Origin of the sequence: Streptomyces sp. NBC_00009, from assembly GCF_045040855.1 — a bacterium.
In the GTDB taxonomy this organism is placed as follows: domain Bacteria; phylum Actinomycetota; class Actinomycetes; order Streptomycetales; family Streptomycetaceae; genus Streptomyces; species Streptomyces aureus.
Window position 1 is genome coordinate 1,445,228 of the sequence record NZ_CP108312.1, and the last position, 15,186, is coordinate 1,460,413.

The 15,186-nt window shown below is 69.2% G+C and carries 12 protein-coding genes and 1 pseudogene; 10 read left to right on the plus strand and 3 right to left on the minus strand.

Going from position 1 to position 15,186, the window contains the following annotated elements:
- The first annotated feature begins 70 nt into the window (after positions 1-70).
- From OHA58_RS06535 to OHA58_RS06570, 8 genes are all read left to right on the plus strand, one after another.
- A complete protein-coding gene (locus OHA58_RS06535) occupies positions 71-1,813 on the plus strand; it encodes a pyruvate dehydrogenase (RefSeq protein WP_405477292.1) in 1,743 nt (580 codons plus the stop codon).
- 68 nt (positions 1,814-1,881) lie between these two features.
- Positions 1,882-2,739: an alpha/beta fold hydrolase gene (locus OHA58_RS06540; RefSeq protein WP_405477294.1), complete on the plus strand. Its 858-nt coding sequence runs from the start codon at positions 1,882-1,884 to the stop codon at positions 2,737-2,739.
- 219 nt (positions 2,740-2,958) lie between these two features.
- Entirely contained in the window at positions 2,959-3,684 is a 726-nt protein-coding gene (locus OHA58_RS06545) for an alpha/beta fold hydrolase (RefSeq protein WP_405477296.1), read from the plus strand.
- Positions 3,685-3,761: 77 nt separating this feature from the next.
- Complete coding sequence (locus OHA58_RS06550; protein WP_405477298.1) at positions 3,762-4,616, plus strand: alpha/beta fold hydrolase; 855 nt, start codon at positions 3,762-3,764, stop codon at positions 4,614-4,616.
- A gap of 47 nt (positions 4,617-4,663) precedes the next feature.
- The gene (locus OHA58_RS06555) at positions 4,664-7,597 is read left to right on the plus strand and encodes an FAD-binding and (Fe-S)-binding domain-containing protein (RefSeq protein ID WP_405477300.1); all 2,934 of its coding nucleotides are present in this window, start codon (positions 4,664-4,666) and stop codon (positions 7,595-7,597) included.
- 29 nt (positions 7,598-7,626) lie between these two features.
- Positions 7,627-8,469, plus strand: coding sequence for a fumarylacetoacetate hydrolase family protein (locus tag OHA58_RS06560; RefSeq protein WP_405477302.1), 843 nt, complete (start codon positions 7,627-7,629; stop codon positions 8,467-8,469).
- Positions 8,470-8,510: 41 nt separating this feature from the next.
- Positions 8,511-9,485: an SMP-30/gluconolactonase/LRE family protein gene (locus tag OHA58_RS06565; protein ID WP_405477304.1), complete on the plus strand. Its 975-nt coding sequence runs from the start codon at positions 8,511-8,513 to the stop codon at positions 9,483-9,485.
- 110 nt (positions 9,486-9,595) lie between these two features.
- Complete coding sequence (locus OHA58_RS06570; protein ID WP_405477305.1) at positions 9,596-10,240, plus strand: MaoC family dehydratase; 645 nt, start codon at positions 9,596-9,598, stop codon at positions 10,238-10,240.
- Between the two features lie 87 nt (positions 10,241-10,327).
- On the opposite strand, the gene OHA58_RS06575 is transcribed toward OHA58_RS06570, so the two are convergent.
- The gene (locus OHA58_RS06575) at positions 10,328-10,669 is read right to left on the minus strand and encodes a GNAT family N-acetyltransferase (RefSeq protein ID WP_405477307.1); all 342 of its coding nucleotides are present in this window, start codon (positions 10,667-10,669) and stop codon (positions 10,328-10,330) included.
- A 10-nt stretch (positions 10,670-10,679) separates the two neighbouring features.
- A complete protein-coding gene (locus tag OHA58_RS06580) occupies positions 10,680-11,660 on the minus strand; it encodes a pirin family protein (RefSeq protein WP_405477309.1) in 981 nt (326 codons plus the stop codon).
- 117 nt (positions 11,661-11,777) lie between these two features.
- On the opposite strand from OHA58_RS06580, the gene OHA58_RS06585 reads away from it, so the two are divergent.
- On the plus strand, positions 11,778-12,266 hold the full coding sequence (locus OHA58_RS06585) for a carboxymuconolactone decarboxylase family protein (RefSeq protein WP_405477311.1): 489 nt from the start codon (positions 11,778-11,780) through the stop codon (positions 12,264-12,266).
- A 270-nt stretch (positions 12,267-12,536) separates the two neighbouring features.
- Positions 12,537-13,394: pseudogene (locus tag OHA58_RS06590) on the plus strand (helix-turn-helix domain-containing protein); the annotation flags it as partial.
- A 20-nt stretch (positions 13,395-13,414) separates the two neighbouring features.
- On the opposite strand, the gene OHA58_RS06595 reads toward OHA58_RS06590, so the two are convergent.
- Positions 13,415-15,154, minus strand: coding sequence for an MFS transporter (locus OHA58_RS06595; protein WP_405477313.1), 1,740 nt, complete (start codon positions 15,152-15,154; stop codon positions 13,415-13,417).
- Positions 15,155-15,186 lie beyond the last annotated feature (32 nt).

Consider the following 15,186-nt stretch of genomic DNA (forward strand, 5'->3'; position numbering starts at 1 on the left):
ACAACTGGTCTGCTCGGCGCCTCATTAGCGTGGCCACCGCCCCGTGAGCGACACCATCCGAGGAGCACCCATGTCCAAGCAGACCGTTGCCGAGCAGTACGTCGACCTGCTGGCCCGCGCCGGAGTGCGCCGCATGTACGGGGTGGTGGGCGACAGCCTGAACCCCGTCGTCGACGCGGTCAGACGGCACGACGCCCTGGAGTGGGTCCAGGTCCGGCACGAGGAGGTCTCGGCCTTCGCCGCCGGCGCCGAAGCGCAGCTCACCGGCAGGCTCGCGGCGTGCGCGGGATCCTGTGGGCCAGGAAACCTGCACTTGATCAACGGCCTGTTCGATGCCCACCGGTCGATGGCTCCCGTCCTCGCGCTGGCCGCGCAGATCCCCAGCGGCGAGATCGGGACCGGGTACTTCCAGGAGACGCATCCTGACCGGCTGTTCGAGGAGTGCAGTCACTACTCGGAGCTCATCTCCTCGCCCCGGCAGATGCCGCGTGTGGTGCAGACGGCGATACAGCATGCGGTCGGCCGGCGCGGAGTGTCCGTCGTATCGCTGCCAGGAGACATCGCCGCTGAGCACTCTCCGGCTGGCGGGGCCGAACTCGCGATGCCGCTGGACCGGCCCTCAGTCCGTCCGGCCGATGAGGAACTGGCCCGGCTGACGGAGCTGGTGGACGCCGCCGAGACGGTGACGGTGTTCTGCGGCCGGGGTGTCGCCGGTGCTCACGCCGAGGTGATGGCATTCGCCGAGAAGGTCAAGGCCCCAGTCGGCCACGCGCTCCGAGGCAAGGAACACATCCAGTACGACAACCCGTACGACGTCGGCATGTCCGGACTGCTGGGATACGGCGCCGCGTACGAGGCCATGCACGAATGCGACCTGCTGATACTCCTCGGCACCGACTTTCCGTACACGAACTTCCTGCCCCGGCACGTCAGAACGGTCCAGATCGACATTCAGCCCGAACGTCTCGGCCGTCGAACCCAGTTGGACTTCGCCGTCTGGGGAGATGTCCGTGAGACGCTCCGGTGCCTGATCCCGGCCGTGCAGGAGAAGCCGTCCCGCCGGTTCCTCGACCGGATGCTGGACCGGCACGTCCACGCTTTGGAGGGCGCCGTCGGCGCCTACACCCACAACGTCGACAAGCACACCCCCATACACCCCGAGTACGTGGCGGCGATACTCGACGAAGAGGCCGCCGACGACGCGGTGTTCACCGTGGACACCGGGATGTGCTGCGTGTGGGCCGCCCGCTACCTGACGCCGAACGGCCGCCGCCGCATCCTGGGCTCCTTTGTGCACGGTTCGATGGCCAACGCCCTGCCGCAGGCCATCGGTGCGCAGTTCCTCGACCGGACGCGTCAGGTGGTGTCGCTCTCGGGCGACGGAGGCTTCTCCATGCTCATGGGCGACTTCCTGACGCTGGTGCAGTACGGGCTGCCTGTGAAGGTGGTCGTCTTCAACAACTCCTCGTTGGGCATGGTCGACCTGGAGATGATGGTGGACGGGCTGCCGCCCTACGGCACGGGGTACCCGCACACAGACTTCGCGGCCATCGCCACGGCCGCCGGTGCGCGGGGTATCCGGGTCGAGAAGCCCACCGAGGTGCGTGACGCCCTGCGTGCGGCCTTCGCTCACGACGGGCCTGCGCTGGTCGATGTGGTGACCGATCCCAACGCACTCGCGATCCCGCCGAAGATCACCTCCGAGCAGCTCACCGGCTTCGCCCTGTCGGCGAGCCGCACCGTCCTCACCGGAGGTGTCGGGCGCATGGTTCAGCTCGCCCGGACGAACCTCCGAAATGTGCCGCGTCCATAAGAGGCCGGACCCTGCCCGGCACACCCATCCCCCGACCCGAGTGGACACTCATGGAAGACCTGACAGGCATGACGCATCACACCGCCGTACTCAACGGGATCAAGCAGCACTGGGTGACCGCGGGACAGGGCCCGCCGGTCTACCTGCTGCACGGCTTCCCCGAGACCTGGTACGGCTGGCGCAAGCAAATACCCGTACTGGCCGAGCGGTTCACCGTGATCGCGCCGGACCTTCGCGGCTACGGAGACACGGAAAAGCCCGCATCCGGCTATGACAAGCGGACCATGGCCAACGACCTTGTCGCGCTGATGGACCATCTCGGGCACGAGCGGATCGCCCTCGTCGGCCACGACCGCGGGGCACGCGTCGGCACCCGGTTCGCCAAGGACCACCCCGGCCGGATCGACAGGTTCGTGGCCATGGACAACATCCCCACCCGGGTCATCGCCGATACCTACGACGTGAACCTCGCCCGGCAAGGGTACTGGTTCTTCACCTTTCTCGGCGTGCCCGACCTTCCCGAGGCGCTGATCGCCGGCCGTGAGGAGACCTGGCTCACGCACTTCTACCGGAGTTGGTCGTACAACCCCGACATGCTCACTCCGGAGGAGATCGCCGTCTATGTACGCGCCTACCAACAACCGGGTGCGGTACGGGGATCCTGTATGGACTACCGTGCGGCGCCCCAGGACGTCGCCCAGGACCGGGAGGACGCCGACCAGCTCATCGGCTGTCCTGTACTGACCATGTGGGGCGAGGACTTCAGCGCCGTCGGACAGGCATACGACGTCCTGGACGTGTGGAAGGGGATCGCCCGCGATGTCCGCGGCGTGCCCATCGCCCAGTGCGGACACCTCTGCCAGGAGGAACGCCCCGACGTCGTCAACCGGGAACTCCTCGACTTCCTCGGGGACTGGAACGGCTGACCGAGGCTCCGTCTCCGAACAGCGACAGCGGAACGTGGACCCGCACAGGCCACAGCCAGGGCGCGGACAGACAAGCACCCCGCCCGGCCGTCCCTAGAGTTGCTCACGTATCGGCGCGACCGGCCCGCGACATCTCACGGCGCAGGGGCCACCACCGCAGCCCCGCCCGGCCGACAGCCGCGCGACACCCAACCACCCCATTGATGAGGGAGTTTCCCCATGCCCAGTTCCGACAAGCCGACCGTCGTCCTCGTGCACGGCGCGTTCGCCGACGCCTCCAGCTACGCCGAGGTCATCCCCCGGCTGATCGCCCGCGGCCTGGACGTGGTCGCTCCGGCCGTGCCCAACCGCAGTCTGATAGGGGACGCCGCCTACGTCGCCTCCATCGTCCGGCAGATACCCGGTCCGGTCGTCCTGGTGGGCCACTCCTACGGTGGCGCGGTCATCACCGTCGCCGGCGCCGAGGACAACGTCAAGGCACTGGTCTACCTGGCCGGTTACGCCTTGGAGAAGGGCGAGAGCCTCGGCGAACTGCAGGGCCGCTTCCCGGACAGCGACCTTGCCGCCGCACTCGTCTACACCCCCTTCCCGATCGAGGGCTCGGCCACGCCCGGCACCGACGTGTCGGTCCGGACCGACAAGTTCCCGGCCATCTTCGCCGCCGACGTCGACCCGGAGCTCGCCGCCGTCCTCGCCGTGTCCCAGCGCCCGCTGGCCGCGCAGGCCTTCGCCGACGCGGCCCCGGCCGCGGCCTGGAAGACCAAGCCGTCCTGGGGCCTGGTCGCCTCCTCCGACCACACCATCAACCCCGACGTGGAGCGCTACGGCTACCAGCGGGCCGGCATGACCACCATCGAGGTCGACTCCTCCCACCTGGTGATGCTCGCCCACCCCGAGCGCGTCGTCGGCCTGATCGAGGAAGCCGTACGGGCCATCTCCGACTGACCCCACGCGCACCCGCACGCGCCCGTCCGTCCGGTCGTCACACGACGGCCGCCTTCCCCCTCCGCAGAGAGCGAACGATGAACCCACCGATCTCACGCCGCACCGTCACCGTGTCCCTCCTGGCCGGCGCGGCCGCCCTGGGGACCGCCGGTATCTCGCAGGCCGCGCAATCTGCGACGGCCGACCGTCCTGCCGAACGGCACGGGCGCCCCGCCGCACCCACCATCGTCCTGATCCACGGCGCGTTCGCCGACGCCTCCAGCTGGAGCGCGGTCGTCGAACGCCTGCAGCGACAGGGCCACCGCGTACTGGCACCGGCCCTGCCACTGCGCGGACTTGCAAGCGACTCCGCCTACATTCGCAGCGTTCTGGACAGCGTCACCGGACCGATCGTGCTGGTGGGGCACTCCTACGGCGGAGCGGTCATCAGCCAGGCCGCGGCCGACGCCCCGCAGGTCAAGGCACTGGTCTACATAGCCGCCTTCGTTCCCGACATCGGCGAGAGCGCGCTCCAGCTCACCGACAAGTTCCCCGGCAGCACCCTGGGACAGGCCACCGCCACCCAGTACTACCCGTTGCCCGACGGCGGACAGGGAGAAGAACTGGTCATCAAGAAGGACCTGTTCCGCCAGCAGTTCGCGGCCGGTGTCCCCCGGCCGACCGCCCAGGTCATGGCCGCGGGACAGCGACCGATCACCCTGGCAGCTCTCCAGGAGCAGGCCACCGCGGCCGCGTGGAAGAGGATCCCCAGCTGGTACCTCGTGGCCACCGAGGACCGCAACATCCCGCCGGCCGCCGAGCGCTGGATGGCCGAGCGCGCCCGCGCCCACACGGTCGCCGTCCGTGCCCCGCACGCAGCCGCCGTGAGCGACCCCGGCCCTGTCACCGGCCTGATCCTGCGGGCGGTCCGTTCCATCCGCTCCGACCACTGACCGGCCGCGCCGCCGACCGAACACCTCGCAAGGGAACGGAGAGCCGTATGGCACTGCTCGATCCGGAACCGGGAAAGCTGCGCCCACGGCAGACCCGGCAACCAGCCACCGATCGGGTGCCCGACGAACGGGCATCGGGCACTCCCGATGCCCTGCGGGAGGACCTGGTCCGCCTGCTGGGGACCCGAAAGGTGCTGCACACGCTGTCGGACCTAGTGAAGTACGCCTCGGACGCCAGCCCCTACCGCTTCGTGCCCCAAGTGGTCGTGATCGCCGAGAACATCGAGGACGTGGCCGCGGTGCTGCGCTACGCCCACGAGCAGCAACGCGAGATCGTCTTCCGGGCGGCTGGGACCTCGCTGAACGGTCAGGCCCAGGGCAAGGACATCCTGGTCGACGTGCGCCGCCACTGGACCGGCGTCGAGGTGCTCGACGGCGGGAACGAGGCGCGGATCGGGCCCGGTACGACCGTGGGGCGCGCCAACATCACGCTGTCCCGGCACGGTCGGCTGATGGGCCCCGACCCGGCGAGTTCCAGCGCCTGCACCATCGGCGGGGTGGTCGCCAACAACGCATCGGGCATGACCGCCGGCGTCACCCGCAACTCCTACCGCCTGCTCTCGTCCCTCACCCTGGTCCTCCCGTCCGGCACGATCGTCGACACCGCGGCTCCGGACGCCGACGCGCGCCTTCGCGAGGCTGAACCCGAGCTGTGCGCGGGGCTGCTGGCTCTGAAGAGCGAGATCGAGGGTGACAGTGAGCTGGTCGCCCGGATCCGCGCGAAGTACGCGTTGAAGAACACCAACGGCTACCGCCTCGATGCCTTCCTGGACGGCTACACCCCCGTGGAGATCCTGCGCGGGCTGATGGTCGGCTCCCAGGGCACCCTCGGTTTCATCGCCGAGACGGTGTTCAAGACAGTCTCCCTGGACCGGCTCACCCACACGGCACTGTTGTTCTTCCCCGACCTCACCGCCGCCGCGGCGGCGGTACCGCTGTTCAACGAAGCCGGAGCCCGCGCGGTGGAGGTGATGGACGGCAACACTCTCCGCGCCTGTGCGAGCGTCGACGGAGTCCCCGCCGACTGGGCCGAGATTCCCCGGGATACCGCGGCCCTGCTGGTGGAGTTTCGCGCCCCGGACGAGGCAGCCCACCAGGCCCACAGGCAGGCCGCCGCCGCTGTCCTGGCGAAACTGGCGCTGGTGGCCCCGGTGGCGTCCGTCACCAACCGCTTCGTCGAGGACTCGGCCACCATCCGCACGTACTGGCACGCCCGCGAGGCGTTCATGACGGCGGTCGGCAAGGCACGGCCGGCCGGATCCACGCTCATCACCGAGGACTTCGCGGTACCGCCCGCCCGCCTGGCCGAGGCGTGCGAGGCCCTGGCCGAGCTGCAGCGCCGGCACGGTTTCGACGCCGCGGTCGCCGGCCACGCGGCGCACGGCAACCTGCACTTCCTGCTCGCCTTCGACGCCGCCCGTCCGAAAGAGGTCGAGCGCTACGCCGACTTCATGGACGAGTTCTGCACCATGGTGGTGCGCCGCTTCGACGGCTCGCTCAAGGCTGAGCACGCCACCGGTCGCAACATGACGCCGTTCCTCGAAGCCGAATGGGGCGCCCGCGCAACCGAGTTGATGTGGCGGGTCAAGCAGACCCTCGACCCCTCGGGGGTACTCGCCCCCGGGGTGGTCCTCAACCGTGATCCCCAAGCTCATCTGCAGGGGCTCAAGACCATCCCCACCATCGAGGCGGTCGCCGATCCGTGCATCGAGTGCGGTTTCTGCGAGCCCGTCTGCCCCAGCCGCGACCTCACCACCACACCGCGTCAGCGGATCGTGTTGCGGCGCGAGATGATGCGCCAGCCCGACGGCTCCGCCGCCTTGGGGAGCCTCCTGGAGTCCTACGGGTACGACGCGGTCGACACCTGCGCCGGCGATTCGACCTGCAAGACGGCCTGCCCGGTCGGTATCGACACCGGCGCCATGATGAAGGCATTCCGCCATCAGCGGCACTCCGAGCGGGAGGAGCGGAACGCGGCACGGGTCGCGGAGCGGTTCTCCCTCGTGGAGTCGTCGGTCCGGACCGCCCTCGGAATCGCGGACCATGTCGGCGACCGGGTCCTGGGGGGCGTCACCTCCGCCCTACGAAAGGTGGTCTCGCCCGACCTGGTGCCCGAATGGATTTCCGCCGTACCGTCCCCCGCACGTTCGCGGCTGCCCGGAACGGACCGCGGGACCGCCGTTGCCGTCTACTACGTGGCCTGCGTCAACCGGATCTTCGCGGGACCCGACGGTGTGGACGGGCCTTCCCTGCCCGAAGCGATCGTCGAGGTCTCCCGCCGGGCCGGGCGGCCGGTCTGGATACCGTCGGACATGGCCGGTTCGTGCTGCGCGACGATCTGGCACTCCAAGGGCTACGACAACGGCAACACCGTCATGGCGAACCGCATCGTCGAGCGAGCCTGGGAGTGGACCGACGGAGGGCGCCTGCCGCTCATCGTCGACGCGTCGTCCTGCACCCTCGGCATCGGGCAGGAAGTCACGCCGTATCTGACGGCCGAGAACCTGCGCAAGCATCGCGCCCTCACCGTGGTGGACTCCGTCGTCTGGGCCGCCACGGAACTGCTGCCGCACCTCGAGGTCACCGACCCGATGGACAGCGCGGTGCTCCACCCCACCTGCTCCATGCGACACCTCAAGGACGTCGACCAGCTTCAGGCCGTCGCCGAGTTCATCGCGCGGGACGTCCAGGTGCCTGTCTACGCGGAGTGCTGCGGCTTCGCCGGCGACCGGGGACTGCTCCACAAGGAACTGACCGAGGCGGCGACGGCACACGAGGTCGCCGAGGTCTCGTCCGGCACGTTCGATGCCTACCTGTCGGCCAACCGCACCTGCGAGATCGGCATGGAGCACGCCACGGGCCGCCCCTACCAATCTGTGCTGCTCGCACTCGAACGCGCCACTCGGCCTTCCAACCCATAGCTCGACCTTCCAGCCCCTAGGGAGCCCCCTTGCGCATCGCCAATCTCGCCGGCCGACTGGTCGTGATCACCCGCGGCCGGGCGGCCGACGTCCACACAGCCAGTGGCGGGCTGTTCTCCTCCGACCCACAGGCCGTCTACTCCCGCTGGGACGAGTTCCACGCCTGGGCCGCCAGGGCCGACCTCGGCGGCGGGGTCCCCTTCGACCCGGCGGACCTCGGTGCGCCCGCGCCGGCCCCCCGCCAGCTCTTCGCCATCGGCCTCAACTACCGGGAGCACATCGTCGAGGCCGGATTCAGCACGCCCGAGGGCATGCCGCCGGTCTTCACCAAGTACGCGACCGCTCTCACCGGCCCGGTGAGCGAGGTGACGTTGCCGCGGGGCGGCCACACCGACTGGGAGGTGGAACTGGTGGCGGTGGTCGGCAGGGAGGCGCACCAGGTGTCCGAAACCGATGCCTGGAGCTACGTCGCGGGTCTGACGGCCGGCCAGGACATCTCCGAGCGCGTCCTGCAGATGGACGGCCCGGCCCCTCAGTTCAGCCTCGGCAAGTCCTACCCGGGCTTCGCCCCGACGGGCCCCTGGCTGGTGACCCCGGACGAGTTCGAGGACCCTGACGACCTGGAGCTGACCTGCGCCGTCAACGGTGAGGAGATGCAGCGTGGCCGTACTCGGCAGCTCATCTTCTCCGTGCCCGCCCTCATAGCCAGGCTGTCCGAGGTGCTCCCGCTGCTGCCGGGAGACGTGATCTTCACCGGCACTCCGGCGGGTGTCGGCCTCGGCCGCACACCTCAGCGCTGGCTGGCCGCCGGCGACGAACTCGTCAGCTCCGTCCAGGGCATCGGCGAACTGCGACAGCGGTTCGTCGGCTGACCCGCCCCCCTGCAATCAGAGAGAAAGAGAAGAGATCCCGCATGCCCAGATTCCTCACAGGGACACGCACCGGTCTCCTGGCCTCGGTCGTCGCGGCTGCCCTCGCCATGACCGCCGCCGGTCCCACGACGGCGGCCACGGCCGCCCCGAAGCCGGACGTGCGCTTCGTTGCACACCTGGACATCGCCGACGGACAGCGACCGGAGAACATCACCCTGGAGCCCGGCGACAGCGCCGTCGTCACCTTCGCCTACAGCCGTCAAGTGGCCCGCATCGACCGTGACGGCCGGGTGCACGTCCTCGCCACCCTGCCCAAGCCTCCGGCCGGCGCCGAGACCCCTGCCCTCTCCTCGCCCTTCCTCGGCGGAATCGTCCGTGCCCACGACGGGACCCTGTACTTCCTGTACGCCACCGGCAGCAGCGACCTGACCGGCCTGTGGCGCCTGCGCCCCGGCGGCGCCCCGCAGCGCATCGCCGCGCTCCCGGGCGACGGCCTTCCCAACGGCCTCACTCTCGACCGGCACGAACGCCGGCTGTACGTGGCCGACTCGGTCCTCGGCACAATCTGGCGGGTGCCCGTCACCGGGGGCACGCCCACCCGGTGGGCCACCGCCCCCGAACTGGCCGCCGAGGGATTCCTCGGAGCCAACGGCATCAAAATCCACAACGGGGCGGTCTGGGCGTCCAACCTGGACAAGGGCACCGTGCTGCGCATCCCGGTCACCCAGTACGGCACCGCCGGGCCGGTCGAGACCCGGGCCACCGGCCTGACCGACATTGACGACTTCGCGTTCACCGGCCGCGGCGACACCCTCCTGGCCGCGATCAACGCGGACAACGAGGTGGCCCTGGTCAGGCCGAGCGGCAGTCACACCGTCATGCTGACCGGCGCCGACGGTCTTGAGAACCCGACCTCGCTCGCCGTACGCGGCAACACGGCCTACATCGCCAGCGGCGCCTACTTCACCAACAACGACCCCAACCTCCTGGCCGCCCGGATCTACCCCGCCCAATGAGCCGGGGCGGGCCACGGTGGTCGGCCCGTCGAGCCGGTGGTTGACATCTTGCGTCAGCACGGCATGGCTGCCCACCTCCACCAGGGCGGCCATCCGCAGCGAGAACCCGCATGCCACGCCAGAAGGCCCCGGGAGCCGCCGCTACCGCCATCGGCTTGGCGGTAGCGGCGACCAGCATCCGCAGCCCCGTTACCAGGTGCCGCATGACGCGCCCACATCCAACACCCATCGAGAGGTCAGAGTTGAAAGACCAGCAGGACACGCAGCAGGCGACGGTCGCCGTATCGCCCGCGTTCGAAACCGGCGCATTCCTGGTCGTCCCGGCCAGAACCTTCGAGGACCTACGCGTCGGCGAAGTCTTCCGAGCCCCCAGCCGCACCCTGACAGACGCCCACGCCGCGGCTTTCCAGACAGTCTCCGCGGACAACCACCCGGTGCATTACGACGCCGAATGGGCACGCAGGCACGGCCACTCGGCACCGGTGGTGCACGGCCTGCAGGTGCTCGCCTTCACCGCGCCGGGCGCCACCCTGTTCCCCCACTTCATCGGCGAGGCATTCATCAGCTTCCTCGAACTGTCCTGCGCCTTCCTGGCCGAAGTGCACTCTGGAGACACCCTCTACCCGGCGCTCACCATCACCGGGCTTGAGCCGCAGGGCGACAACGGTGTCGTAGTCGCCGCGGCCACCATCCACAACCAACGCGGCGAACTTGTGCTGTCCGGCCAGCACAAGTACCTGCTGCGGCGTCAGTGAATCCAGCAAGCAAGGTGGCACGCCGGACGCCGACCCGACGGAGGTTGGCTCCACGTCCCCGACGTCGTCCGTGACCGGCCCGGGGCGTCAGTGCTGCAGCACGGTGTCCAGCCACTTCAGGAGCTCGGGGGTTACCGGGTCGGTGATGTCGGCGAACTCGTCATGCTTTGTGAGGAACTTCGCCACGTAGGGGCAGACCGGCACGATGCGCTTGCCCGAGGTGCGTACGTCGCTCAACGCCTGCTGTACGAGTATCGAGGCCAGACGCTGTCCAGCGAGGGCGTTGTCGATTTCGGTGTGGTAAAAGACGCGCTGTTCATCGCGGTCGCGGTAAGCGGTGAGGCCGGCGGTCCTGCCGTCGACCAGGATTTCGTAACGGTGTTTGGGTTCCACTCGCTGGACAGTCGGAGCGGCGGTGGGCTGCGTCATCGTCTGTCCTTCAGTGGCGCGTCGGGTTCATGCGCGGTGCGATGGTGGCGTTGGGAAGGGTGGGAGCGGGAAGACGGTCGCCGTCGTAACCATCTACCTGGCCAAAGCGGTCGGATGCGTTCTGCCACGCTTCCCTGGCCTCGGCGATCTCTCCATGGCTCCGGGCAATAAAATTCCACCACATGACGATCTGTTCCTCGAACGGCGTCCCGCCGAGCAGGACCACCCTCGCAGCGGTGTCCGTCTCGTTCGCCAGCGTCAGCGTGTCGTTTCCCGAACCGAGGTAGCCCAACTCCGCCGGGTGCAGGATTGTTCCGGCGACGCGTACATCCCCGTGGTCGACGAGCAGGCCGTGCTCGAAGCCGGCGTCGATGGCGAGTGTGGTCGTCGAGCGCGGCTCAAGGATGAGTTCGGCACCGAGCAGGGGCGTGAAGGTCCGCACCGGAGAGGTGTCACCTGCCAGCGTCCCCAGGAACACTCTGACTTCGGCCCCGTCCACCCGGACCGGGCCCGGAACGTAGTGCTGGAAGTCACGGCCGGTGTGCCGGTGTTCTTCGGGAAGCGCCACCCATAGCTGGACGCCGTGCAGGATCGTGGTGCGAGCGGTGGAGACTTCCGAGTGACTGATGCCGTACCCACCCGTCATGAGGTTCAGCTCGCCGGGCCTCACGAGAGCGTGGCTGCCCATGCTGTCCCGGTGCTCGATCTCCCCGCTGAAGAGCCAGCTCACCGTCTGCAGGCCGATGTGCGGATGGGGCGCGACGTCCATGCCTCCCGTGTCGGTGACGTCGTCAGGGCCGTAGTGGTCGACGAAGCACCAGGCCCCGATCAGAGTCCGGGCGCGCTGCGGCAGCGTGCGCCGTACCGCCATCGCCCTCGGACCGCCCAACGGGACGTCCCGAGCGGAGAGGACGTCGACCTTCGACGCATGCTGACCATGGTCCGAGACCCCGCAACGAAGTTCTGCGGGGTCTCTCTCGACGTCGCTCATCGCACGCCCCTCCCAGGGATGATTTCATGTTCAATGATCATGTGTGATGGTAAGCCGACGCCCCATCAAGCACACGACAAGACGAGCGGGCCCGAGCGTCCCGTGAAGGAGTCCAGGTTGAGTGGCACTGTGGCAGGCCCCGTGGGCAGGCGGATCTTCGTGGACAAGCAGAGTCCGAGCGCCTACCACGCTCTGGTCGAGACCTCCGATGCGGTCCGCGCGGTCGCCTCCGACGCAGGGCTGGACCGCACGATCGTGGAGCTGATCAACCTCCGCGTGTCACAGATCAACAACTGCGCCTACTGCCTCAACGTGCACACGCGAGCCGCGCTGCGTGCGGGCGAGACCACCCAGCGCCTGGGCGTACTGGCGGCCTGGCGCGACACTGAACTGTTCACGACACAGGAACGTGCGGCACTCGCCCTGGCGGAGGCGACCACCGTGCCCGCGAACGCTGTCGCACAGGAGAGCGCCTACGACGCAGCCCGCCAAGCCCTCACCGACGACGAGATCTCCGCGGTGATCTGGGTGGCGATCGCCATCAACGCGTTCAACCGCGTCTCCATCATGAGTAAACACCCCGTGCGTGGGATCCCCCAGCAGTGATCCGGCATGCCTGCGAACTCGGCCTCGACGCGGACGCATTGGTACGGCAGCGCGGTGCTTCCTGCGCTGGGTGCTGAACTGGGTGGCAGTCAGCCCGCCGCTCAAAAGTACGCGGACCAGTCGGCCGACTGATGCGTCTGCCCCCGTGCAAAAGCCACGCTTGCAGGCATGTCAGCAATCTTTGGTTCTTTCCCGGAGAACGGCGGCCCCGGCCGAGACTTCACCGCAAGGCGACGCGGGGAGGTGCTGCTGTCCACGAGTTCTGCCCAAATGGCACGCACGACATATAGGACGCCGCCACGAAGCTCCGAGCCCCGCGGCGGAAACGGCCGCCGGAGTACCGGACCCCACGGGCATCGACGAGAAGTGACCGGCACGGACGGTCTCGGCTCGCTGCGGACCTTTGTCCTGCGTTCCGACGAGGAGCCGGCCCCCGTCCTGCCCTGGCTTTCGGGCGTCGGCGATGAGAAGGCCCTGTACATCGCCCTGCATGTCCACGGTTCGGTCGCGGTCCGGCACGACGGAAGCGAGGTCTTCCTCAAGCCGGGCGACATGGTCTTCTGCGATGCGGGTCTGCGTGACTCCCCGCGCTTCGGCGACCAGTTCCGGATGACGGTCTTCCGTGTGCCGCGACGCCGCCTCGAGGTCGCCGAGTCCGACCTGCGCCGGGTCATGGGCGTGCCCCTGCGCTGCGAAGAGGGTATGGGGGCACTGGTGTCGAGTTTCCTGTCCGCGCTCGCCTCCGAGACGGCGTTCCACCAGACGCACATCGGCTACCGGATCGCCCGCAACGCTGTGGATCTCCTCGCCGCACTCGTCACAGGGTTCGTCGAGGGGGAGCAGGCCAACTCTTCAGGCGTCGGTGCGCAGACGCTTTCACGCATCCGGACCTTCATCGAGCTGCATCTGACTGATCCGGATCTGTCACCGGAGTCGATCGCGCTCGCTCACCACATCTCCGTCCGCTATCTGCACAAGCTCTTCCAGAGCGAGGGCACGACGGTGAGTCAGTTGATACGACTGCGTCGGCTCGAGGCCTGCCGATACGAACTCAGTCGCGCACCGGATCGCAGGCTCGCAGTGGCCGCCGTGGCGCACCGTTGGGGTTTCGCCAGCGCGTCACACTTCAGCCGGGTCTTCAGGGCTGCCTACGGCATGTCGCCCAGCGAGTGGCAGGCTTCGGCGTGGGACGACTCGGACGCACCCGTTCCTGGCCGTTCCCCCGGTGGACATCGACGCCCCGGGGCTGTCATCGCGTCGCCCGTTTCGGGCACGGTGGGTCCCGCGGCAGCGTCGAAGGCGTGGGTCACCTCCGGCGCGGTGCCCTCGACGAGCAGTCCGCGGGCCCTCTCCTCTTGACGGCGGTCGGTGGCCGTCAGCCGACTGTGGTGCTGGGCGAGATGCTCGGACCAGGACGCGACCAGGTAGTTCTCGACGAACCGTCCCGGATCGCCGCCGTCCTGGTAGAGGCCCCAGGTGAGGGCCCCTGTGCGTCGGCGTGAACGGGCCACCTGGCCCATGGAGACGATGAAGGCAGCCCTGTTCTCGGCCGCTATCCGGTACACGACAGAGACCAGCACGGGGCCGTCGGCCGGGCCGGGCTCGAACACGAGGGGCGGAACGGGCCAGTGATCGGACGGGGACGGATCGATACCGTCCGTGCCGTGCAGCGGCCGACGACGGCCAATCGCCGCGCCGACCAGCAACAGCGCGCTGCCGGCCAACAGGGAAACAGTCAGCCCCAAACTGTCGGCCAGCGCACCCCACAGGGGTGCCGCCAGCGCCTGCCCGCCCTGGAAGACCAGGAGATAGACGGCGAGTCCCCGGGCCCTGACCCAGCCGGGAAGCCGCGCCTGGACGGCCGCGTTGAGGGTGGACAACACGCCGATCCAGGCCAGACCGGCGGGCAGCAGCACGACCGTGGCGAGCCAGGGGACCCGGATCGCGGCCAATGCCGCCAGGACTCCGGCGAAAACGAGGGCCCCCGCGGCCAGAGTTCCGTTGACGCCCAGAGCGCGGCGGAGCGCCGGCAGCGCGAACGCCCCGCCCACGGCACCGGCTCCGACAGCGCCGAGCAGCACCCCGTACCCGCCCGATCCCAGACCGAGGGAGCGGCTCGCGACCAGCGGAAGCAGCGACCACAGCGCGGCGGCGCCGGGAATGAACAGCACGGTGCGCAGCAGGACTCGGCGGACGCCGGGCGCGTTCCGCACGTACCGGCGGCCGGCGTGCAGAGCCGTCAGGAGCTTCTCGCCCTGGACGGTCGGCGGTTCCGCCTCGGGCCGTCTCCACAGCGCCAGAACGGCCGCGGTGCCCAGGTAGGAGGCCGCGTTGAAGGCGAAGACCCAGCCCGCGCCCGCTGCCGCGACCACCGCTCCCCCGAGTGCTGGGCCAAGGGCGCGAGCCAGGTTCATGTTCACGGCGCCGAGCGCCGCCGCCTGTCCCAACTGGCGGCGTTCCACGAGTTCCGGCTGGATGGCCTGCCAGGCCGGGCCCATCAGAGCGGTGCCGCATCCCAGCAGGAAGGTGAGACCGAGCAGCAGAGCCGGAGTGAGCGCGTCCGCGAACGCAAGGACCGACAGCGTGGTGGAGGCGGCGAGCATGGCGAACTGAGCGGTCAGCAGCACCGCGCGACGGTCGAAACGGTCGGCCAGCACGCCTGAAGGCAGAGCCAACAGCACGACGGGGAGACTGGACGCGGTCTGCACGAGCGTCACCAGGGCGGCGTCATGGCCGATCAGCAGCCACTGGGCGCCCACGGTCTGCATCCAACTGCCGATGTTGGAGACCAGTTGTGCGATCCACAGCGCCCGGAAGACACGGGCCGCGAGCGGCGCCCAGGCCGAACCGGCCTCCGGGAGGGCTTTCGTTGACAGTGCGATGTTCACGTCGGTCCCTACCGGTAGGGGGCACGGAGGGC

Coding starts and splice junctions, on each gene's coding strand:
- OHA58_RS06575 (WP_405477307.1), bottom strand. CDS start 10,669: ATGACGCAGCCCACCGCCGCTCCGACTGTCCAGCGAGTGGAACCCAAA.
- OHA58_RS06555 (WP_405477300.1), top strand. CDS start 4,664: ATGGCACTGCTCGATCCGGAACCGGGAAAGCTGCGCCCACGGCAGACC.
- OHA58_RS06550 (WP_405477298.1), top strand. CDS start 3,762: ATGAACCCACCGATCTCACGCCGCACCGTCACCGTGTCCCTCCTGGCC.
- OHA58_RS06570 (WP_405477305.1), top strand. CDS start 9,596: ATGCCACGCCAGAAGGCCCCGGGAGCCGCCGCTACCGCCATCGGCTTG.
- OHA58_RS06565 (WP_405477304.1), top strand. CDS start 8,511: ATGCCCAGATTCCTCACAGGGACACGCACCGGTCTCCTGGCCTCGGTC.
- OHA58_RS06580 (WP_405477309.1), bottom strand. CDS start 11,660: ATGAGCGACGTCGAGAGAGACCCCGCAGAACTTCGTTGCGGGGTCTCG.
- OHA58_RS06535 (WP_405477292.1), top strand. CDS start 71: ATGTCCAAGCAGACCGTTGCCGAGCAGTACGTCGACCTGCTGGCCCGC.
- OHA58_RS06545 (WP_405477296.1), top strand. CDS start 2,959: ATGCCCAGTTCCGACAAGCCGACCGTCGTCCTCGTGCACGGCGCGTTC.
- OHA58_RS06540 (WP_405477294.1), top strand. CDS start 1,882: ATGACGCATCACACCGCCGTACTCAACGGGATCAAGCAGCACTGGGTG.